The 19,075-nt window shown below is 73.2% G+C and carries 21 protein-coding genes; 8 read left to right on the top strand and 13 right to left on the bottom strand.

What is annotated here, in order from left to right; genetic code table 11:
- Positions 1 to 30: 30 nt before the first annotated feature.
- From AB0F62_RS29260 to AB0F62_RS29250, 3 genes are all read right to left on the bottom strand, one after another.
- Entirely contained in the window at positions 31 to 1,563 is a 1,533-nt protein-coding gene (locus tag AB0F62_RS29260; RefSeq protein WP_361805612.1) for a sodium:solute symporter family protein, read from the bottom strand.
- A gap of 277 nt (positions 1,564 to 1,840) precedes the next feature.
- Positions 1,841 to 2,626, bottom strand: coding sequence for an SDR family oxidoreductase (locus AB0F62_RS29255; RefSeq protein WP_361805609.1), 786 nt, complete (start codon positions 2,624 to 2,626; stop codon positions 1,841 to 1,843).
- 51 nt (positions 2,627 to 2,677) lie between these two features.
- Positions 2,678 to 3,871 carry a PLP-dependent aminotransferase family protein gene (locus AB0F62_RS29250; RefSeq protein ID WP_361805606.1) on the bottom strand — a complete coding sequence of 398 codons (1,194 nt, stop codon included), beginning with the start codon at positions 3,869 to 3,871 and terminating at the stop codon, positions 2,678 to 2,680.
- 105 nt (positions 3,872 to 3,976) lie between these two features.
- Here AB0F62_RS29250 and AB0F62_RS29245 point away from each other — a divergent pair, with 105 nt between their 5' ends.
- The gene (locus tag AB0F62_RS29245; RefSeq protein ID WP_361805603.1) at positions 3,977 to 4,822 is read left to right on the top strand and encodes a hypothetical protein; all 846 of its coding nucleotides are present in this window, start codon (positions 3,977 to 3,979) and stop codon (positions 4,820 to 4,822) included.
- 81 nt (positions 4,823 to 4,903) lie between these two features.
- Here the strand turns inward: AB0F62_RS29245 and AB0F62_RS29240 are convergent, their stop codons facing one another.
- From AB0F62_RS29240 to AB0F62_RS29230, 3 genes are all read right to left on the bottom strand, one after another.
- Entirely contained in the window at positions 4,904 to 5,113 is a 210-nt protein-coding gene (locus AB0F62_RS29240) for a DUF397 domain-containing protein (protein ID WP_361805600.1), read from the bottom strand.
- Between the two features lie 161 nt (positions 5,114 to 5,274).
- Positions 5,275 to 6,132, bottom strand: coding sequence for a helix-turn-helix transcriptional regulator (locus AB0F62_RS29235; RefSeq protein ID WP_361805597.1), 858 nt, complete (start codon positions 6,130 to 6,132; stop codon positions 5,275 to 5,277).
- Between the two features lie 246 nt (positions 6,133 to 6,378).
- Positions 6,379 to 7,089, bottom strand: coding sequence for a GPP34 family phosphoprotein (locus tag AB0F62_RS29230; RefSeq protein WP_361805594.1), 711 nt, complete (start codon positions 7,087 to 7,089; stop codon positions 6,379 to 6,381).
- Between the two features lie 252 nt (positions 7,090 to 7,341).
- Between AB0F62_RS29230 and AB0F62_RS29225 the strand changes: the two genes are divergently transcribed.
- A complete protein-coding gene (locus AB0F62_RS29225) occupies positions 7,342 to 9,780 on the top strand; it encodes a D-alanyl-D-alanine carboxypeptidase (protein WP_361805591.1) in 2,439 nt (812 codons plus the stop codon).
- Between the two features lie 57 nt (positions 9,781 to 9,837).
- On the opposite strand, the gene AB0F62_RS29220 is transcribed toward AB0F62_RS29225, so the two are convergent.
- On the bottom strand, positions 9,838 to 10,026 hold the full coding sequence (locus tag AB0F62_RS29220; protein WP_361805588.1) for a hypothetical protein: 189 nt from the start codon (positions 10,024 to 10,026) through the stop codon (positions 9,838 to 9,840).
- Positions 10,027 to 10,356: 330 nt separating this feature from the next.
- Between AB0F62_RS29220 and AB0F62_RS29215 the strand changes: the two genes are divergently transcribed.
- Positions 10,357 to 10,779 (top strand): SsgA family sporulation/cell division regulator, encoded by a 423-nt coding sequence (locus AB0F62_RS29215; RefSeq protein WP_361805585.1) that lies wholly within the window; start codon positions 10,357 to 10,359, stop codon positions 10,777 to 10,779.
- 64 nt (positions 10,780 to 10,843) lie between these two features.
- On the opposite strand, the gene AB0F62_RS29210 is transcribed toward AB0F62_RS29215, so the two are convergent.
- The 4 genes from AB0F62_RS29210 to AB0F62_RS29195 all read right to left on the bottom strand — a co-directional run bounded on the left by AB0F62_RS29210 (position 10,844) and on the right by AB0F62_RS29195 (position 14,365).
- Positions 10,844 to 13,135 (bottom strand): heavy metal translocating P-type ATPase, encoded by a 2,292-nt coding sequence (locus tag AB0F62_RS29210; RefSeq protein ID WP_361805582.1) that lies wholly within the window; start codon positions 13,133 to 13,135, stop codon positions 10,844 to 10,846.
- Positions 13,132 to 13,341: a heavy metal-associated domain-containing protein gene (locus AB0F62_RS29205; protein WP_361805579.1), complete on the bottom strand. Its 210-nt coding sequence runs from the start codon at positions 13,339 to 13,341 to the stop codon at positions 13,132 to 13,134. Before AB0F62_RS29205 ends, AB0F62_RS29210 begins: the two co-directional genes overlap by 4 nt.
- A gap of 397 nt (positions 13,342 to 13,738) precedes the next feature.
- A complete protein-coding gene (locus tag AB0F62_RS29200) occupies positions 13,739 to 13,894 on the bottom strand; it encodes a hypothetical protein (RefSeq protein WP_361805576.1) in 156 nt (51 codons plus the stop codon).
- A gap of 75 nt (positions 13,895 to 13,969) precedes the next feature.
- On the bottom strand, positions 13,970 to 14,365 hold the full coding sequence (locus tag AB0F62_RS29195; protein ID WP_361805627.1) for a nuclear transport factor 2 family protein: 396 nt from the start codon (positions 14,363 to 14,365) through the stop codon (positions 13,970 to 13,972).
- 240 nt (positions 14,366 to 14,605) lie between these two features.
- Here AB0F62_RS29195 and AB0F62_RS29190 point away from each other — a divergent pair, with 240 nt between their 5' ends.
- Both AB0F62_RS29190 and AB0F62_RS29185 read left to right on the top strand, forming a co-directional pair.
- The gene (locus tag AB0F62_RS29190; RefSeq protein ID WP_361805573.1) at positions 14,606 to 15,964 is read left to right on the top strand and encodes a transaminase; all 1,359 of its coding nucleotides are present in this window, start codon (positions 14,606 to 14,608) and stop codon (positions 15,962 to 15,964) included.
- A gap of 5 nt (positions 15,965 to 15,969) precedes the next feature.
- Positions 15,970 to 16,410, top strand: coding sequence for an Lrp/AsnC family transcriptional regulator (locus AB0F62_RS29185; RefSeq protein ID WP_361805570.1), 441 nt, complete (start codon positions 15,970 to 15,972; stop codon positions 16,408 to 16,410).
- A 13-nt stretch (positions 16,411 to 16,423) separates the two neighbouring features.
- Here AB0F62_RS29185 and AB0F62_RS29180 read toward each other — a convergent pair whose 3' ends face one another.
- On the bottom strand, positions 16,424 to 16,645 hold the full coding sequence (locus tag AB0F62_RS29180) for a cold shock domain-containing protein (RefSeq protein WP_361805567.1): 222 nt from the start codon (positions 16,643 to 16,645) through the stop codon (positions 16,424 to 16,426).
- A 136-nt stretch (positions 16,646 to 16,781) separates the two neighbouring features.
- On the opposite strand from AB0F62_RS29180, the gene AB0F62_RS29175 reads away from it, so the two are divergent.
- The 3 genes from AB0F62_RS29175 (at position 16,782) to AB0F62_RS29165 (ending at position 18,586) form a co-directional block, all read left to right on the top strand.
- The gene (locus AB0F62_RS29175; RefSeq protein ID WP_361805564.1) at positions 16,782 to 17,201 is read left to right on the top strand and encodes a hypothetical protein; all 420 of its coding nucleotides are present in this window, start codon (positions 16,782 to 16,784) and stop codon (positions 17,199 to 17,201) included.
- 95 nt (positions 17,202 to 17,296) lie between these two features.
- Positions 17,297 to 17,848 (top strand): sigma-70 family RNA polymerase sigma factor, encoded by a 552-nt coding sequence (locus AB0F62_RS29170; protein ID WP_361805624.1) that lies wholly within the window; start codon positions 17,297 to 17,299, stop codon positions 17,846 to 17,848.
- A gap of 3 nt (positions 17,849 to 17,851) precedes the next feature.
- Positions 17,852 to 18,586, top strand: a complete 735-nt coding sequence (locus AB0F62_RS29165; protein WP_361805561.1) for a hypothetical protein — start codon at positions 17,852 to 17,854, stop codon at positions 18,584 to 18,586.
- A gap of 60 nt (positions 18,587 to 18,646) precedes the next feature.
- On the opposite strand, the gene AB0F62_RS29160 is transcribed toward AB0F62_RS29165, so the two are convergent.
- Positions 18,647 to 18,964 (bottom strand): hypothetical protein, encoded by a 318-nt coding sequence (locus AB0F62_RS29160; protein WP_361805558.1) that lies wholly within the window; start codon positions 18,962 to 18,964, stop codon positions 18,647 to 18,649.
- Between the last annotated feature and the right edge of the window lie 111 nt (positions 18,965 to 19,075).

Genomic DNA, 19,075 nt, shown 5'->3' with positions numbered 1-19,075 from the left:
GGGCGAGGGCCCGCCCCGGGACACGGCCCGTCAGGCCTTCGCCGGCTCCTCGGGCGCGGCCGCCGCGGCGGCCGCGCCGTCCCCGTCGCCGTCGGAGTTGATCCGCGCCAGGAGCGCGTCCCGCTCCGGGGTGTCCTCGGGCTTCACGAAGCCGATGAGCACGTAGAGCACGAGCGAGGTCGCCAGCGGCGTCACGATCTGGATCTGCAGCTGCACGCCGTCCAGGCCGTAGTTGGTGAGCCAGAAGGCGAACAGGCCCGCCGCCCAGGAGACCAGTGCGGCCGTGGGGCCGGACTTCCGGAACGGACGCAGCAGCCCGAGCATGAACGGGATGGCGATCGGGCCCATCAGACCGGCCACCCACTTGATGACGACCGTGATGATGTCCTTGAAGGTCGGCGAGTTGACCTGGGTGGCCACCGCCATCGACAGGGCGAGGAAGGCCACGGTGGTGAGCCGCGCCGCCAGCAGTCCGGCCCGCGCGTTCCAGTCGCGCGCCGCCTTGGACAGCACGGGCGCGATGTCCCGGGTGAAGACGGCGGCGATGGCGTTGGCGTCCGAGGAGCACATGGCCATGGTGTGCGAGAAGAAGCCGACGACGACCAGACCCAGCAGGCCGTGCGGCAGCAGCTGCTCGGTCAGCAGGGCGTACGAGTCGGAGGCGTCCGGCTTCTGCGCCTTCACCAGCAGCGGCGCGACCCACATCGGGAAGAAGAGGATCAGCGGCCAGACGAACCACAGCACGGACGACAGCCGCGCCGAGCGGGTGGCCTCGCGGGCGTTGCTCGTGGCCATGTAGCGCTGGGCCTGGTTCCACATGCCGCCGTTGTACTCGAACGTCTTGATGAACAGGTACGCCAGCAGGAAGGTCAGGGTGTAGGGCCCGGCGGTCGGCGCGGTGTGGTTGTCCGGCAGCTTGTCCCAGACCGTCCACAGCCCGCTGATCCCGCCGATCTCGCCCAGGACCGCCACCAGCATGGCCAGGCCGGCCAGCAGCTGGATGACGAACTGGCCCAGTTCGGTGAGGGCGTCCGCCCACAGCCCGCCGACCGTGCAGTAGACGGCGGTGACGGCGCCGGTGATGAGGATGCCCTGGTTGAGGGAGACCCCGGTGAAGACCGACAGAAGGGTGGCGATCGCCGCCCACTTGGCACCCACGTCCACGATCTTGAGCAGCACGCCGGAGACGGCGAGTGCCTGCTGGGTCGGGACGTTGTAGCGGTTCTTCAGATACTCCAGCGGCGAGGCCACGTGCAGCCGGGAGCGCAGCCGGTTGAGCCGGGGCGCGAAGAGGTTGGCGCCGATGGCGATGCCGATGGCGATCGGGAAGGACCAGGTGACGTACGAGGTGACGCCGTAGGTGTAGGCGATGCCGGCGTAGCCGGTGAACATCACCGCGCTGTAGCCGGACATGTGGTGCGAGATGCCGGACAGCCACCAGGGCATGCGGCCGCCCGCGGTGAAGAAGTCGCTGACGTCGTCGACGCGTTTGTGGGACCACAGGCCGATGGCGACCATCACGCCGAAGTAGCCGACGAGTACGGCCCAGTCGAGACTGTTCATGCGTTGTGCCCCTTCCAGGGGTCCGCCTTGTGAACGGGAGCGCACTTCGCCGGTACGTCCGTCGCGGGGCGGCGCCCCAGATTGAACCGCCTGGAAAGGGCATGGTCAAGACCATCGGCGTTCAAGGACATGAACACCGATCAGCGAGTAGAACGATTTTACTTGTTCTTGACCTTACTTGACGTTGTTGTGACCGCATGCGGCGCCCCACCATGAGCGGGTACTTCGCCGGAACGACCGCACGCCGGACGGGGCCCCGCCGGGCTCCGCCCCCCTGTCAGCGCATCAGTTCGCCCGCGTTCACCAGCAGCGACTGGCCGGTGATCGCGCGCGCCCGGTCGGAGGCCAGGAAGACCGCGGCCTCCGCGACGTCACCGTCCGTGGCCAGCTCCGGCAGCGCCATCCGGTCGGCGAGCCGGAGCAGCACCTCGTCCTCGGGTACGCCCTCGGTGTGCGCGGTGAAGCTCACGAAGGCCTGGACCGGAGGGCCCCACATCCAGCCCGGGAGAACCGTGTTGACCCGGATCCGGTCGGGGCCGAGTTCGCGGGCGAGCGAGTACATCGCCGAGGTCAGCGCGCCCTTGGAGGACGCGTACGCCGCCTGCCGGACCTGGGACGGGGCGGCCACGGCGGACTGGGTGCCGATGAAGACCACCGAGCCGCCGCCGCGCCCGCGCAGCGCGGGCAGGCAGGCCCTGGTCATCCGCAGCGTGCCGAGCAGGTTGACGTCCAGCACGGTCTTCCAGGTCTCGAAGTCGGCGTCCGCCAGGCCGCCGGAGTAGCCGTCCATGGCGGCCACGTGGACGACCGCGTCGATCCCGCCGAAGCGCTCCTCGGCGAGCGCGGCCAGCGCCTCGCACTGCCCGGCGTCCTTGATGTCGGTCGAGCGCCAGGCGACATGGGTGCCGCCGGGGTCGATCTCGTCCGCCGCCTTGGCGAGATGCGCCTCGGTGCGGGCGCCGAGCACCGCGTTCCCGCCGTCGCGGACGACGGCCTGGGCGACCCGCTGCCCGAGGCCGGCTCCGACCCCGGACACCACCACGGTCTTGTCGCGCAGCAGCACGGCCCACCACCCCCACCCGGACGGATGAACTGACGGACCGTCAGAATAGGCTCACGAGCCCGCGATGGCCAGGGCCTTGGCGAGCCGGCGCAGCCCCTCCCCGATCTCGCCGGGGGTGTGCGTGACGAAGGAGAGCCGCAGTGCCGCCCGGTCGGGCTCGCCCGCGTAGAAGGGCGCGCCCGGCACATAGGCCACGTCGTGGGCGACCGCCCGGGGCAGCAGCTCCGTCGCGTCGTGTCCGGCGGGCAGCCGCGCCCAGACGAACATGCCGCCCTCGGGCCGGTTCCAGGAACTGCCGTGCGGCAGCACGCCGGGCAGCCCGGCCAGCAGTGCGTCCCGCCGTTCCCGGTAGGCGGCACGGACCCGGGCCAGATGGGCGTCGAGGTCGGAGTCGGTCAGATAGCGGGCGGCGGCGGCCTGGTCCACGGTCGAGGTGTGCAGGTCGGCCGATTGCTTGGCCACCACGCATGCCCGGCGCAGCGCCGCGGGCGCGCGCAGCCAGCCGAGCCGCATCCCGGGCGCCATGATCTTGGAGAGGCTGCCGAGCAGGACGGTCCGGTCGGCGGCCGCCTCGTGGGAGGCGATCCACGGCGCCGCCTCGCCGTCGTAGCGCAGCTCCCCGTACGGGTCGTCCTCCGCGATCCACACGCCGTGCCGCCCGGCGATCCGGGCGACCGCCTGCCGGCGCTCGGCGGTCATGGTGCGGCCGGTGGGGTTCTGGAAGGTGGGCACGAGGTAGAGCAGCTTGGGCTTCTCGCGGACGACGGCCGGTTCCAGGGACATCGGGTCGATGCCGTCGGCGTCGGAGGGGACGGGCACGACGCGGGCGCCCGCGAAGGCGAAGCACTGCAGGGCCGCGAGGTAGCCGGGGTCCTCGACGAGGACGACGTCCCCGGGTTCCAGCAGGGCGGTGGAGACCAGGGTGAGGGCCTGCTGGGAGCCGCCGGTGACGAGCAGGTCGTCGGAGCCGGTGGGCAGTCCCGCGCGGGTGAGCCGGCCGGCGATCGCCCCGCGCAGCGCGGGATCGCCCTCGGTGGTGGAGTACTGCAGCACCCGCTCGGGCGCCTCGGCGAGGACCCGGTCGTACGCCGCCCGGATCGCCGCGGCGTCGAAGAGTTCCGGGGCGGGCAGTCCGCCGGCGAAGGAGATCACCTCCGGGCGGGCGGTCAGCGCGAGGATCTCCCGTACCGGCGAGCCGCCGACGGAGGTGGCACGGGTGGCGAGGCCGGGGACGGCGGCGCGCATGGCGGGCTCCTTCACGGTGGCGGGCGATTTCGTGGACCGTACACAGATGTGCCCGGTGCCGCCATGGGGTTCCGTATCTGACGGCAAGTCAGCTAAACCGTAGGCATGACCGAAGAAGACACCCGCAGCGAGCTCTACGCCGAACTGGCCTCCGTCGGCCCCTACGGCCCCGGTCTCGGCCACGCGCTCATCACCATGGTCGAGCCGCACCCCGGCCACGAGTACGCCTACAACCGCTGGTACGAGGACGACCACTTCATCGCCGGCGCCATGGCCATGCCCTGGATGTACGCCGGGCGCCGCTGGGTGGCCACCCACGACCTTCAGCGCCTGCGCTATCCCGAGAAGTCCGCGGTCGCCCAACCGGTCACCGCGGGCTGCTACATCACCGTGTACTGGATCACGGCCGGGCGCTACGCGGACCACATGAAGTGGACCGTCGCCATCAACCGCCGCCTCAACCGCGACGCCCGGGTCCACCACGACCGCACCCATGTCTTCACCGCCTTCCAGGACCACGCCGCCACGGTCTACCGCGACGGCCCGGCCGGGCCCCGGGACTTCCACGCACTCGACCACCCCTACGCGGGTCTGGTGGTCCAGGTGGTCGACTCCGAGACCCCGCGGCAGTGCGACGCCCTGCTGGACCGGCTGCGCGACCGCCTTCTGCCGGACCGGCTGGCCGGCTCGCCCTCGGCGATGGTGACCGTCTTCCGTCCGACGCCGCTGCCGCTGGAGCGGATGTCCTATGTGAAGCAGGTCGAGGGGGTCGGCACCCGGCTGACCCTGCTGTGGTTCCTGCAGCGGGACCCGCGCGAGGTGTGGGAGGAGCACTTCACGGGCCTGGACGCCGAGGTGGACGGCTCCGGGCTGGGCCGGGTCGAACTGGTCGCGCCCTTCATCCCCACGGTCCCGGGGACCGACCTGCATGTCGACCGGTTGCGCGGATGAGGGGATCCCGGACGGCAGTGAGCCCCCTCGGCCAGGACGGCGTGCCGGTCGAGAGGGCCCGTACGGATACTGCGGTGGTGCTCAGTCGAGGTCGTACGTCCCACGGCTGACGTCCGTGACGAACGCCGACCAGGCCTCCGGGGAGAAGGCGAGCGTGGGGCCGTCGGGGTCCTTGGAGTCGCGGACGTCGACGGCGGACGCTGTGGGGGAGGCGACCTCGACGCAGGCGCCATTTCCCTGGGAACGGGTGGACTTGGTCCACGCCCTGGTGTTTCCGAGCTGAATAGCCATGATCGCTCCGAGCTTTCTTTTTGTGCAGCTCTGACGTGATCGAAGCTACTCGCCAACATCACTGCCCACAGCGGCTATTACCTCCAACGAGTGGCATATTCCAGGAGGTCTTCCGACTCGCGGGGCTCAGGTGTACTCTGCGGGACTCATTATGCGGAGGGTCAGCGGGCGTACTCCTTCGCGGCGTCCGCGATGAACTGGCGACTCTGCTCGGCGCTGAGCGCCTGGGCCCGCAGGTGCTCGTACATCACGCTGTAGCCGTGCACGTCGGTCGGCTTCTCCAGGTACAGGTCGCTCGTGACGCCCTCGATGTAGACGACGCTGGAGTCGGTCGCATCGGCGAACTCCAGGATCGCGAAGTTGCCGGACATGCCGGGGTGCGCCCCGGCGTCGTACGGCAGGACCTGGACCGTGACGTGCGCCTGGGCGCTCATCTGGGCCAGGTACTCCAGCTGTTCGCGCATCACGTCCTTGCTGCCGACGACGCGGCGCAGCGCGGACTCGTCCATCACCACCCAGAAGCGCAGGGGCGAGTCCGGGTCGGTGACGCGCTCCTGGCGGCGGAGCCGGATCTCGATCCGCTTCTCGATCTGCTCGGCCGTGGCCTCGGGGAGCGTCCCCTCGATGACCGCCGAGGCGTAGTTGCGGGTCTGCAGCAGCCCCGGCACCACCAGGGAGTCGTAGACGCGCAGCGACTCGGCCTCGGTCTCCAGGCCGATGTAGACGCTGTAGGGGACGTCGCCGAAGGCGTGCCACCAGCCCTGCTGCCGGGACTCCCGCGCCATGTTCATCAGGGAGTCGACGAGGCGGCTGTCCTCGACCCCGTACACGCTGCACAGGTCGCGCACGTCGCGCTGGCTGATGCTGCGGCGTCCGTTCTCCAGCCGGCTGATCTTCGACTGGGAGACCAGCAGCCGGGAGGCGACCTCCTCCGCGGTCATTCCCTTCTGCTCGCGCAGCTTGCGCAGTTCCGAGCCGAGTCGGCGTCGCCTGACGGTGGGATTGACGTTGGCGGCCACGGGATGTGCACCTCCGAATTCCGGACTGGTCCGTGTTCTCTGCAGATGTGTACTGCTGGTCAGCAGAGTGCCACTATCGGTCATCCCGCCGCTGGGAATTGGTCATATGCTGCGCTCTTCCAAAGAGCGGACAAACGGCCGCGCGCGGGGCGACGGCCGGCCTGTGCCGGTCGTCGCCCCGCGCGCGGCGGTTGCGCTCTGGTCGCGGTCGTCGCGGTGTCCGGGCCCTGCCCGCCGGACACCCGGTCAGCGGACGCCGGCGCGGACCATCCCGTGGCCCGTCGCCCTCGCCGCCGCCGTACGCCCCTGGGCAGGGGCGCGCTTCGGCTGCGCGGCGGCACCGTTCTGCACGTCCATCACGGCGTGCGCGACGAGGCCGCCCATGGGGTCGTACCTGATCAGGTCACGGAGTCGCGATCGGGACGACCGGCCCTCGTTGCCCGGGTACAGGTGCTTGCCGAGCCCCACGGCATGGGCGATCGCGGCGAGCGCGGCGGTCCGCGGGTCCGGTGGCACCCCGGTGCGGATCGCACTGTCCAGCCGGGCCCTGATCTCCCGGCTGACCTCGCTGTCGGTCGCCTGATAGCGCGTGGTCGGCAGCACCCCGCACATCTGTCCCGGCACGGCGTGCACCATGCCGCACCGTTCCAGATGCACGAGATACGTCTGGCGCAGCCCCAGGCGGGGCCCGCCGATCCAGTGGACGGCGCGCACGGGGCTGCCGCGGCGGCGCAGCAGTTCGAGCGCGGAGTCCAGGGTCGGATCTCCTGTCGGCCGTGGGTGCACCACGGCGATACGATCCCCGTCAGGGGCTATCCGTCCTGCGAGGGCCAGCTCCACTAGCTGTGCCCCGGCAAGACCGAGGTCGAGCGACTGCGGCTGCGCCGTGGTACCCGTGGCCGGGTCCAGGGCGAGAAGCAGTAGCTCCTCCGGAAGTGTTCTGCGGCTCCTGCCCATCCATGCCTCCCCGCGTGGATGAATGACAGGGTGACGCCTCTCACACCGGCCTGTCGAGAGCGCCTTGCCCGTTCGTGCGGGAACCGACTCATATGTCGTTCTCGTCTAGCACCGCGGGCGGCCGTGTCTCGCGAGGGGCCGGGGCGTCCCACGGCGGGTCTCACGGTGGCTTCACGGCAGGGGCCTGGAAACTGGTGTAAGGGTGAGCGGTGCGCCGCGGCGGCGTACCGCGCGATGTGTGGAGGAGGTCTGGTGGCGGGCGAGTCCCCCGGCAGGGCGGAGCAGCAGGAGTCGTCGGGGGAGGCGACCGGAGGCGGGGTGGTGGATCCGAGGATCGCGGTCTTCCGCGGGGTCGCGGAGGCGTCCCGTGAGACACCGGAACCGGCCACCGGAGAGCCGGAGTTCGCGCCGGAGCCGCCCGAGGCGGAGGGTGCGGCGGAGCCCGATCGGCGTATTTCCGGTACGCCCGACGGCGTAGCGGAAGTGGACGGCGGGGCGCGGGGCGCTACGCCGGACGCGGAGGAAGCCCCTCCGGCCGACGGCGCGGGGGACGACGCGGAATCCCGTACGGACGACGCAGCCGCGGACGGCGCCGGCGACGGCGCGGAGGAGTCCGGGACGACCGCGGACGCCTCCGCGGCCGGGTCGCGGGACCCGTCCGGGGACGACGAGGAGCCCGCCGCCGAGGAGGCGTCGGCCCAAGAGGCCGAGGAGCCGGAGGAGTCCGGGAAGCCCGAGGGCGAACGGGAGGAGGCCCCCGCCGCCGGGGACGCCGGCCGCGAGGACGAGTCGTCCGAGTCGTCCGCGGAGGCCGAGGGAGGCACCGGGGCGGACGCCGAGGCCGAGCCCGACGACACCCCCGACGGCCCCGACGGCCGCGGCGTGGTCGACGGCACCCCGGAGGACGCCTCCGAGGATGCCGTGGAGGACGCCACCGAGGGCGAGCCCGGGACCGACGCCACCGAGGGCCCCTCAGAGGGCCCCGGAGCCGTCAAGGGCGGATCCGGAGCGCATGAGGCGCCCGGGGGCGGACGCGGCGCTCCCAAGGCCGGGGAAGGCACCCTGACGCTGCGTGCGCCCCGCACGGACGCCCCCGCCGCACCGGTCCGGGACCGCACGCTGACCCTGCGCGCGCCCTCCGCCCCCACGGCCCCCGTGCCGTCCGCGTCGGCGCCTTCGGCTCCCGCGCCGTCCGCTTCCGCGCCTTCGGCTCCCGCGCCCGTCGCCCCCACGGCCCCCGCGCCGTCCGCTTCCGCGCCCGTCGCCACGCCCGCCCGGCGAAGCGGAACGTTTGTCCCGCTGAGGACGGACGACCGCCCCGCGGTGCGCCCCGAGCCCCCGGCCGCCCCGGGCCCGACGGCCGCGGAGGCCGGCGGCTCGCGGACGAAGCAGATGCCGCTGCCGCCGGACCCGGACGAGGCGCTGAAGCTGCTGGCGGAGCTGACGAACACTCCGCCGCCGCCGGAGACGCCGCTGCGCACCACCGTGCGCCGGATCAAGATCTGGACCCCGTTGGTCCTGCTGCTGGTCGTGGCCTTCTGCGTGGCGCAGGCGCTGCGTCCGCTGCCCGAGCCCGAACTGGTGACAACGGCCGAGACCTCGTTCACCTTCGAGGGCGAGGACCTCGACCTCCCCTGGCCCAGCGAGGGCCAGGCCGTCATGGAGGCCGAGGGTCTCGGCCGGATGGGCGAGTTCGGCGAGCAGAAGCCGACCCCGATCGCGAGCGTCGCCAAGGTGATGACGACCTACGTCATCCTCCGCGACCACCCGATCAAGAAGGGGTCGGAGGGCGAGACCCTCAAGGTCGACCAGAAGGCCGAGGACCAGTTCCACAGCGGCAGCGCGGAGAACGAGTCCGTGGTCTCCGTCGACGCCGGGCAGAAGCTCAGCGTGTACGAGGCGCTGGAGGCGGTCATGCTGCCCTCGGCCAACAACATCGCCCGTCTGCTCGCCCGTTGGGACGCCGGATCGGAGGAGGCGTTCGTGGAGAAGATGAACGCCGCCGCGAAGGAACTCGGCATGGACGACACCACGTACACCGACCCCAGCGGCCTGGAGGCGACCACCGTCAGCACCGCGAGCGACCAGGTCAAGCTGGGGCACGCGGCGATGGAGAACCCGGTCTTCGCGGAGATCGCCGGGAAGATCGAGTACACCGACAGCCACGGCACGGTCTGGAAGAACTACAACCGGCTGTCCGGCTACAACGGCATCGTCGGCATCAAGACCGGCACCAGCACCAAGGCGGGCGGCAACCTGCTCTTCGCCGCCTACCGCAAGATCGGCGGCACCAAGCAGCTCGTCATCGGCGCGATGCTCGACCAGCAGAAGGCGCCGATCATCGACACGGTGCTCGGCCGCAGCCGCACCCTGATCGACGGTGCCAGGGACGCGCTCGCCTCGGACACGATCATCCGGAAGGGCGATGTCGTCGGCTACGTCGACGACGGCCTCGGCGGTCACACGCCGGTGGTGGCCGGCGAGGACGTCACCGCGATCGGCTGGGCGGGCCTCAAGGTCGACATCTCGGTCGAGCCGGACAAGGCGGGCCTGCCGCACAAGGCGAGCGCCGGTGACCAGGTCGGCGAGCTCGTGGTCGGCAACGGCGACAGCACGATCAAGGTCCCGGTCCTGCTCCAGAAGGCCCTCGTCGAGCCGCCCCTCGGTTCGAAGCTGACCCGGGTCGCCTGACCCGGGTCGGCCCCGCCCGCGGTCCGCGGGCGGTCGCTAGGACGGGCCGGCCGGACCTTACACGTGGTCCAGCCGGCCTGCCTTCGCCTCCTCGACCAGCGAGCGGAACTGGTCGGCGCTCATCCGCACCCGCTGCCCGAAGTCGTCGGTCAGCACGACCCGCTGGTCGGGCGACGCCGTCTCGTCCACGTACAGCGTGGGACAGCCGCAGTCGCAGTTGCCGCAGAACACGGCCACCTGTTCCATCGGTTCCACCTCCACCCGGTGCACACCCGGCCGGTCACCGGGCGTCATGTGCGGCATACCCTTGGTGACGGCGTTTCAGGCCGGCGGCTCGCGCTCCGGCGGGTGCGGCAGCGGGGCGTGGCGCGGACGCCGGCCGGACGGCCCGGCGGCCCCGGCCTGCACCGGCCGCCCCGTTCCGGTGTGCGGCGCCGGCCTTGGCGGTCTGCGAAGCGCCTGTGACGTACGTCACACAATCGGTGTCGGAAGTCGCGTAAGGACAGCGGCCTTTCGCTCTCTCCCCGGTGGACCGGAACGCATCCGGAGCGCACCGCCCGCCTGCCGAGGAAGGCCATGCTGACCGACATCGACCACATCGTCAGGGCCCGTCTGCGCACCCCGCGCTCGGGGCCGGAGGGCCGCGAGATCGTCGCGACCCTGCGCTACCGCCGCGACGACCCCCTCGCCGCCCGGATCACCTTCCCCGCCGAGGTGTCGCTCGACGGCGCCGAGGTGACCTGGGTGTTCGCCCGCGGACTGCTCACCACGGGCCTGTACGAACCCGCGGGAGAGGGGGACGTGCACATCCGGCCGAGCGGGCCGGAGCACACCGCGATCGAGTTCCGCACGCCCGAGGGCACCGCGCTCGTCGAGGTGGGCACCTCCGGCCTGCGGAGCTTCCTCGCGCGGGTCTACGAGGCCGTGCCGCCCGGCCAGGAGCTGCGCCATCTGGACATGGACGCCGTCGTCGCCGCCCTCCTGGACGACGAGGAGTGACCGCCCGCCCCGGCGCTTCCGCGGCCGCACCGCCCCCGACCGGGGGCCGTGCGGCCGCGGGAGCTCAGCGCGCGAGCGGCCGGAACCCGCGCAGGCGCAGCGAGTTGCCGACCACGAAGACCGAGGAGAAGGCCATCGCGGCCCCCGCGATCATCGGATTGAGCAGTCCGGCGGCGGCGAGCGGGAGGGCCGCCACGTTGTAGCCGAAGGCCCAGAAGAGGTTGCCCCTGATCGTGCCGAGGGTGCGCCGGGAGAGCCGGATGGCGTCGGCGGCGACCCGCAGGTCGCCCCGGACCAGTGTCAGGTCGCTCGCCTCGATGGCGGCGTCCGTCCCCGTGCCCATGGCGAGCCCGAGATCGGCGCGGGCCAGCGCGGCCGCGTCGTTGATCCCGTCGCCGACCATGGCGACGGACCTGCCCTGCGCCTGGAGCCGGGCGACGGCCGCGACCTTGTCCTCCGGCATGACGTCCGCGATCACATCCGCGGCGTCGATGCCGACCTCGGCGGCCACCGCCCGGGCCACCGCCTCGTGGTCCCCGGTGAGCAGCACCGGGGTGAGGCCCAGTTCGCGCAGCATGCGCACGGCCCGGGCGCTGGTCGGCTTCACGGCGTCGGCGACGACGAGCACCGCGCGGGCCCGGCCGTCCCAGGCGGCCGTGACCACCGTACTGCCGTGGGCCTCGGCCGCCGCCTTGGCGAGGGCGAGTTCCTCCGGCAGCGGCTCGGGCAGCTCCTGGCGCCCGACCGTGACCCGGTGACCGTCCACGGTGCCCCGGACGCCGAGTCCGGGCAGCGCGCGGAATTCCGTCACGCCGGGCAGCGGGCCCGTGCGTTCCTCCGCCGCCCGGGCGATCGCCCGCGCGATGGGGTGCTCGGAGGCGTGCTCCAGGGCGCCGGCCAGCCGTAGGACCTCGTCCTCGTGTTCGCCGCCGGCGACATGGACGCCCGTGAGCGTCATGGCGCCGGTGGTGACCGTGCCGGTCTTGTCGAGGACGATCGTGTCGACCCGGCGGGTGGTCTCCAGGACCTCGGGCCCCTTGATGAGGATGCCGAGCTGCGCGCCGCGGCCCGTGCCGACCAGCAGCGCCGTGGGCGTGGCCAGTCCGAGCGCGCACGGGCAGGCGATGATCAGCACGGCGACGGCGGCCGTGAAGGCCGCGGTCGGGCCCGCGCCGTTGCCGAGCCAGAAGCCGAGCGTCGCCAGGGCGAGCCCGATGACGACGGGGACGAACACCGCGGAGATCCGGTCGGCGAGGCGCTGGGCCGCGGCCTTGCCGTTCTGCGCGTCCTCCACCAGGCGCGCCATGCGGGCCAGCTGGGTGTCGGAGCCGACCCGGGTGGCCTCCACCACCAGCCGGCCGCCGGCGTTCACGGTGGCGCCGGTGACGGCGCTGCCCGGTCCGACCTCGACCGGTACGGACTCGCCGGTGAGCATCGAGGCGTCGACCGCCGAGGTGCCCTCCCGTACGACGCCGTCGGTGGCGATCTTCTCGCCCGGCCGCACCACGAACAGGTCGCCGACGGCCAGTTCGGCGGTGGGGACGCGTACCTCGTGCCCGCCGCGCAGCACGGCGACGTCCCTGGCGCCCAGCTCCATCAGGGCGCGCAGCGCGGCGCCCGCCCGGCGCTTGGAACGGGCCTCGAACCAGCGCCCGGCCAGGATGAAGGCGGTGACGCCGGAGGCGACCTCCAGGTAGAGGTTGGCGGAACCGTCGCCGCCGGCGACGGTCAGCTCGAAGGGGTGCTTCATGCCGGGCATGCCCGCGTCGCCGAAGAAGAGCGCCCACACGGACCAGCCGAAGGCGGCCAGCGTGCCCATGGAGATGAGCGTGTCCATCGTGGTCGCGCCGTGCCGCAGATTGGTCCACGCCGCGCGGTGGAAGGGCCAGGCCGCGTAGGTCACGACGGGTGCGGCCAGGGTCAGCGACAGCCACTGCCAGTTGCGGAACTGCAGGGCCGGGACCATGGCCATCGCGATGACGGGCACGGCGAGCACGGCTGCGGTCAGCAGCCTCTGGCGCAGCGCCGTGAGTTCGCGGGGCTCGGCCTCCTCCGCCTGCTCCTGCGGCGTGGCGGCGGCCGGCGGGGCGGGCAGCGCGGCGGTGTAGCCGGTGGCCTCGACGGTGGCGATCAGGTCGCCGACGCCGATGCCGTCCCCGAACGCCACCTTGGCCTTCTCGGTGGCGTAGTTGACGGTGGCGGTGACACCGTCCATCCGGTTGAGCTTCTTCTCGATCCGGGCCGCGCAGGAGGCGCAGGTCATCCCGCCGATCGCGAGTTCGAGCTCGGTGACGCCCGCAGGGGCGGCCTGGGCGGCGATCCGCGGGGTGACCTGCTGCTGATCCGGGACGGTCATGCCCTGCCGACCAGTTCGTAGCCCGCCTCGTCGACGGCGGCGCGGAGCGCCTCCTCGTCCACCGGCGCCTCGGAGTCGATGGTGAGCAGGCCGGTCTTGGCGTCCACCGTGATGCCGGTCACGCCGGGGAGGGCCGAGACCTCCTTGCCGACCGCGGATTCGCAGTGGCCGCAGCTCATGCCGGAGACGCTGTAGCTGACAGACATGGGTTCTCCTCGTGCGTTCTGTGCGTGTTCCGGTGCGCGGCGTCGGGCACCCTGCCGTCCACCCGCTATCACACTATACCCCCTAGGGGTATCGAGGAAGGGGAGGCCGGGGGTGCGGGGGCCGGTGTGGCGCGGGGTTTCCCACGCCCACCGCGCGCGTCGCGATGCCGTCCACGACAACTCGGCCCGCGCCCCCGCGCCTTGACCCGATCGCCCATGGCCGGCACGGCGAGAACGCCGCGTGCGCGCCCCGGCCCGGTCGTGTGTGCGGAGCCCCCGGCGGTTCGCCCGCGCGGTCACGCGTCACGATCTGCCGCGGGGACTGCTGTCGGATTCTTTGCCGGATCCGCCGCCGGGTGCGCGCACGGTCAGGCACGGCCGCCCGGCGCGGGCCGCACTACTGCCTCGGCGCCCCGCCGGTGCGGCTGGAGGCGGAGCGCGCGCTGCCCGCGCCGTCCGCCCGCTTCGCGGGCCTGCGGGCGGTCGCGGCCCCCGGGGAGCCGGAAGCGCCGCCGTCGAGGCTCGGCGGCAGCGCGCGGACGTTTCCGGTCACGACACGGTCCTCGTCCGGGTGGGGGCGGGTCCGGGTGCGGCCCCGGAGGCCCCCCGGCGGGCGGGGCCGCCGGGCTCAGCTCCAGAACGTGTTGGTGGCGTCGAGGTCGCCCACGCACTCGTCCAGGTCCGTGATCCGGTCGCCGATGATCCGGAAGACGATGCCGCCGGGCTCGTCGAGGTACCTGCCCTGGCGCTGGGCCGTGAGGTGGTGCAGGGCCATGACGTGGCCGCGGCCGTCGACGAGCACCTGCCGCAGCTGGATCCGCATGCTGCGGTCGGTCTCCTCGGCCAGGCGGCGGTAGTAGCCGATGATCTCGTCCCGGCCCTTGTAGTGGCCGGCGAGCGGATGGTCGCCGGGGGAGTGGTGGGCCGCGTCCCCGGCGAGCAGGCCGGCCAGCGCGTCCATGTCGCCCCGGGTGAACGCCGCGTACACCCTGTGGACCAGTACGGCGTGCGGGTGTTCCGCCATGGCCATCGCCACCTCTCCCTGCGATCGCGTCCGCCGGCCGACACAAGCCACCCTGGCACCCGTCTCCCGCGGGCGCACCCGCTGCGGCCTCGGGTGCGTGGGGCCCGCCGGCGCCAGGGAGATCACATGTTCCGGAGGATCTAGATTCGATCGAGTGGACGAACGAATCCAGCGCCTAATGGTGGATCAGCAGTGGAATCGAGCGTATGGTCAGAGCCTCCGTCGCCGAGGAGGGCATCGATGTCCGTCGACCGCACCCGTCTGAAGGAACTGCTCGCCCGGGAGGCCGCCGACGCCACCGCCGCGAATCCGAAGTCCCGCGCCGCGTACGAGGCGGCCGACCACCTCTTCGGCCGGGTGCCGATGACCTGGATGAACAAGAACGCGGGCGCCTTCCCCCGCTACCTCGCCGGGGCCCGCGGCGCGCGGGTCGCCGACATCGACGGCCACGAGTACATCGACTTCTGCCTCGGCGACACCGGCGCCATGGCCGGGCACTCCCCGGAGCCCGTCGCCGAGGCGATCGAGCGCCGCTACCGCGAGCAGGGCGGCGCCACGGCGATGCTCCCCACCGAGGACGCCGAGTGGGTCGGTGCCGAACTGGCCCGCCGCTTCGGCCTGCCCCGCTGGTCGTTCGCGCTGACCGCGACCGACGCCAACCGCTGGGCCATCCGCCTCGCCCGCGCCGTCACCGGACGGCGGAAGATCCTCTTCAACAGCCACTGCTACCACGGCAGCGTCGACGAGTCCCTGATCGTCACCGGCCCCGGCGGCCGCGGCGGCGTCTCCCGCCCGGGCAACGTCGGAGCTCCCTGCGACGTCACGCTGACCAGCCGCGTCGCGGAGTTCAACGACCTGGAGGGCCTGGAGCGCGAGCTCGCCCACGGCGACGTCGCCGCCGTCCTGATGGAGCCCGCCCTCACCAACATCGGCATCGTGCTGCCCGAGCCCGGCTACCTGGAGGGCGTCCGGGAGATCACCCGCAGGCACGGCGTGCTGCTGATCAACGACGAGACCCACACCTTCTCCGCCGGCCCGGGCGGCGCCACGGCCGCGTGGGATCTCGAGCCCGACGTCCTGACCATCGGCAAGGCCATCGCCGGCGGCGTCCCGGCCGGCGCCTACGGCCTCTCCGCCGACCTCGCCGACCGCCTCCTCGGCCGCGCCGACCTCGACCTGGTCGACATGGGCGGCGTCGGCGGCACCCTGGCCGGCAACGCCCTGTCCGTCGCCGCCATGCGCGCCACCCTCGAACACGTCCTCACCGACGACGCGTTCACCGCCATGTCCGCCCTCGCCGCCCGCTTCGAGCGCGGTGTCGCGGACGCCGTCGCCAAACACGGCCTGCCCTGGTCCGTCAGCCGCCTCGGCGCCCGCACCGAGTACCGCTTCGCCGCGCCCGCGCCGCGCAACGGCACCGAGTCGGCGGCGGTCTCCGACCCGGAACTGGAGGACTTCCTGCACCTGTGGCTGGCCAACCGGGGCATCCTCATGACGCCGTTCCACAACATGGCCCTGATGTGCCCGGCCACCACCGAGGCCGATGTCGACACCCACAGCGCCCTCTTCGCCGAGGCCCTGGCCGAACTGGCAGGCTGAGTCCCGTGGACGACATCGACCGCGCCATCCTCCGCGAACTGCAGACCGACGGCCGCATCCCGTACGCGGACCTCGGCCCCAAGGTCGGGCTCTCCCCGTCCGCCGCCCGGCAGCGCCTGCAGCGGCTCATCGACGGCAAGGTCGTCCAGGTCGTGGGCGTCACCGACCCCATGGCCATGGGCGGTCAGGCGATGGCGCTGCTCGGCGTCCGCGTGGACGGCGACCCGCGCGCGGTCGCGGACACGCTCTCCGCGCGCGACGAGGTCGTCTACGCGGTCCTCACCGCCGGGCCCTACGCCCTGTTCGCCGAGGTCGTCTGCCCGGGCCCGCCCGACCTGCTGGACTTCGTCAACGACGTCGTCCGGACCACCGACGGCGTCGCGGGCGTGGACACCTTCCCGTACTTCGGCATCCACACCCACCGTTTCCTGTGGGACGTGGGCTGACCCGCGGTCCCGGTCAGCCCTTCGGCACGACGCGCAGGGCGCGGTACTCGTACCCGTCCTGCGCGAAGCCCGGCGCCTCCCACTCCAGGGCCACCGGCTGGCCGGCGGACAGGGTGCGGAAGCCGTTCATCTCAATGTCGCTGTAGTGGGCGAAGCACCCCCCGGGCGTCTCGGGGCAGTCCAGCACGCCCCAGCCCTCTTCCTCGTACCACTCGCGTACGGTCGCGTTCGCCATGCCCGCAGCCTAAGCGCGCCCGCGCTCCGGGGCTTCGTCGTCTCCGCCGCCCGTGTAACGCTTTCGCGCCTCGCCGCGCCTTACTCAGTAGCCACAGGCGTCACATGCGGACGGGGACGACGAGCGAAGGGGCACGATGAAGCAGGACGTGAGCAGCCCACCGGCGACGGTTCTGGGTCCTCGGCTCGCCGCGGATGTCGTGTCCATGGCCAGGGAGGGCTCCCGGATCCGGCTCGACTACTCGCCGGCCAGCCTCGGCCTGGTCGACCGCATCATCGAGGCCATCCGCGGCGAGCAGCCGCCCCTCCAGGCAGTCACCCCCACGCTCCTCGGCTTCGGCGCCTACACCGGCCAGGTGCTGGTCCGCGCCGCCGGGGCCACCTGGGTGGACTTCGACGCCGAACAGCGCGATACATTCGGCCGGCCGTTCGGTATCCGGACGCCCGACGGGCGGATCTGGAACCCGCTGGGCAAGGCGGTGAAGCGGTACGAGAACGGCTCGGCGGACAGCCTGCGCCTCTTCTGCCTCTCCGTGGTGGGCCGGGCCGAGGTGTGACGACCGCCCCGCCGCGGCAGGGCGGCCGGCGGTACGGGGCCGACGAGCGCGAAGAGGACGCAGTGGGCGAGGCGGAGCTCCGTCGGCGCGGCCGGATGGGCGAGGAGGAACTGGGCGACGCGGTCCGGCGCGCCCGCGCCGGGGACGAGACCGCGTTCGGCGCCGTCTACCGGGAGGTCCATCCGATGCTTCTGGGCTATCTGCACGGCCTGGTCGGCGACGACGCCGAGGACGTGGCCTCCGAGACATGGCACGACGTCGTCCGGGACCTGCGGGGATTCCGCGGCGACGGCCAGGCCTTCCGGGGCTGGGCCGCGGCCATCGCCCGGCACCGCGCCCTCGACCACCTGCGCCGGATCAAGGCCCGGCCGCGCACCACGCCCCTGGAGGAGCGCACCGTCGAGCCGGTGACCTTCCAGGACGCGGGGGGAACCGCCCTGGAGAACCTGTCCACGCGGCGCGCGCTGGAACTGATCGCGGCGCTGCCGCAGGACCAGGCCGAGGCCGTGCTGCTGCGCGTGGTGGTCGGGCTCAGGGCACCCGCCGCGGCGAAGGTCCTCGGCAAACGCCCCGGCGCGGTGCGGACCGCCGCCCACCGGGGCCTGAAACGCCTGGCCGAGCGCCTCGACGGCGCCATGGAGAAATGACCGATGAGGGACAGCCGAGCACACGACGACCGGATCGACGCGGCCCTCGCCGAGCGCCTGCTCGCGGTGGACCTCACTGCGGATCCCGCAGACCCGGCCGCGGACGGCGACGGGCGGACGGAGGCTCTCGTACGGCTCCTCACGGCCGCCGCGGCGCCGCTGCCGGGCGACCCCGAACGCGAACGCGCCGCGCTGGCCGCCTTCCGGGCGGCCCGGGGCGCCACCCATGACGGCCGCCGCGTACGGCGGGCCCGCGGCGCCCGGCGTACCCGGACGGTGCTCGGGGGGCTGGTCGCGGTCTTCGTGCTCGGCGGCGTGGCCGTGGCCGCGCAGTCCGGCACGCTCCCGGGCCCCTTCCGCCCCGGCGCGGCCGGACCCCGGCCGGTGTCGCCCCCGTCCTCCGCGCCCGCCGGCCCCGTCGGCACCCGCACCGCCGCCCCGCGCGGACCCCAGGGCTCCACCGCCACGCCCCCGGCCGCGCCCGCGGTTCCGCGCGGCCCGCGGGATTCGGTGCCCCCGCTCGCCGCGCCCGCGGACGCCGGGCTGAAGGGGCTGTGCCAGACGTACGCCAAGGCCTCCGAGCACCACAAGGGCGTGAACGCCGCGACCCTGGCCCGGCTGGAGCGGGCGGCCGGCGGAACCGCCGCGGTGTCCGCCTACTGCGCCGGGCTCATCGGGTCCCCCGAGACCACGCCGCCGGTCCGTCCGGAGCCCGCGGAGGGCGGCCGCCGCAGGTGACGGGGCCGTCCGACCGCCCCCGGCCGCCGCCGCCCCCGCTCCACGGACGGGGGCGGCCCGTCAGCCCCAGGCCGAGCGGACGCCGTTGACCAGATTGACGACGGTCCCGAGTACCAGGAACCAGCCGAAGCAGAGATAGACGCGCCCCGCGGTCCGGTCGCGCGGGACCGGGGCGGACGCGGGGGCCGGCACCGACGCGGGGGCCGGCACCGGCGCGGATTCCACGCGCACCGGTTCGTCGGGGGCGAGCAGGCCCCGGGCCGGGCGGCGCCACACGCGGCCCGCCCGTATGAGGACGACCGCCACGAGGCAGCAGAAGGCCGCCGTCTGGAAGTACGTACCGGGTGATGCCAATTGCGCCGAGGCGTAGCTCTGCATGAACGCGTGACCTTCCAGGATTCCGGACGCGCCGGACCGCACATCTGCCTGCCCGTGCCGGCGGGCGAACGGCCGGCGGTGGCCCGGCCGGCGATCTCGGCAGAGTGCCGT

Origin of the sequence: Streptomyces sp. NPDC026673, from assembly GCF_040638135.1 — a bacterium.
Lineage (GTDB): Bacteria > Actinomycetota > Actinomycetes > Streptomycetales > Streptomycetaceae > Actinacidiphila.
The sequence above is the reverse complement of the archived record's forward strand: the minus strand, read 5'-3'. Positions and strand labels throughout refer to the sequence as shown.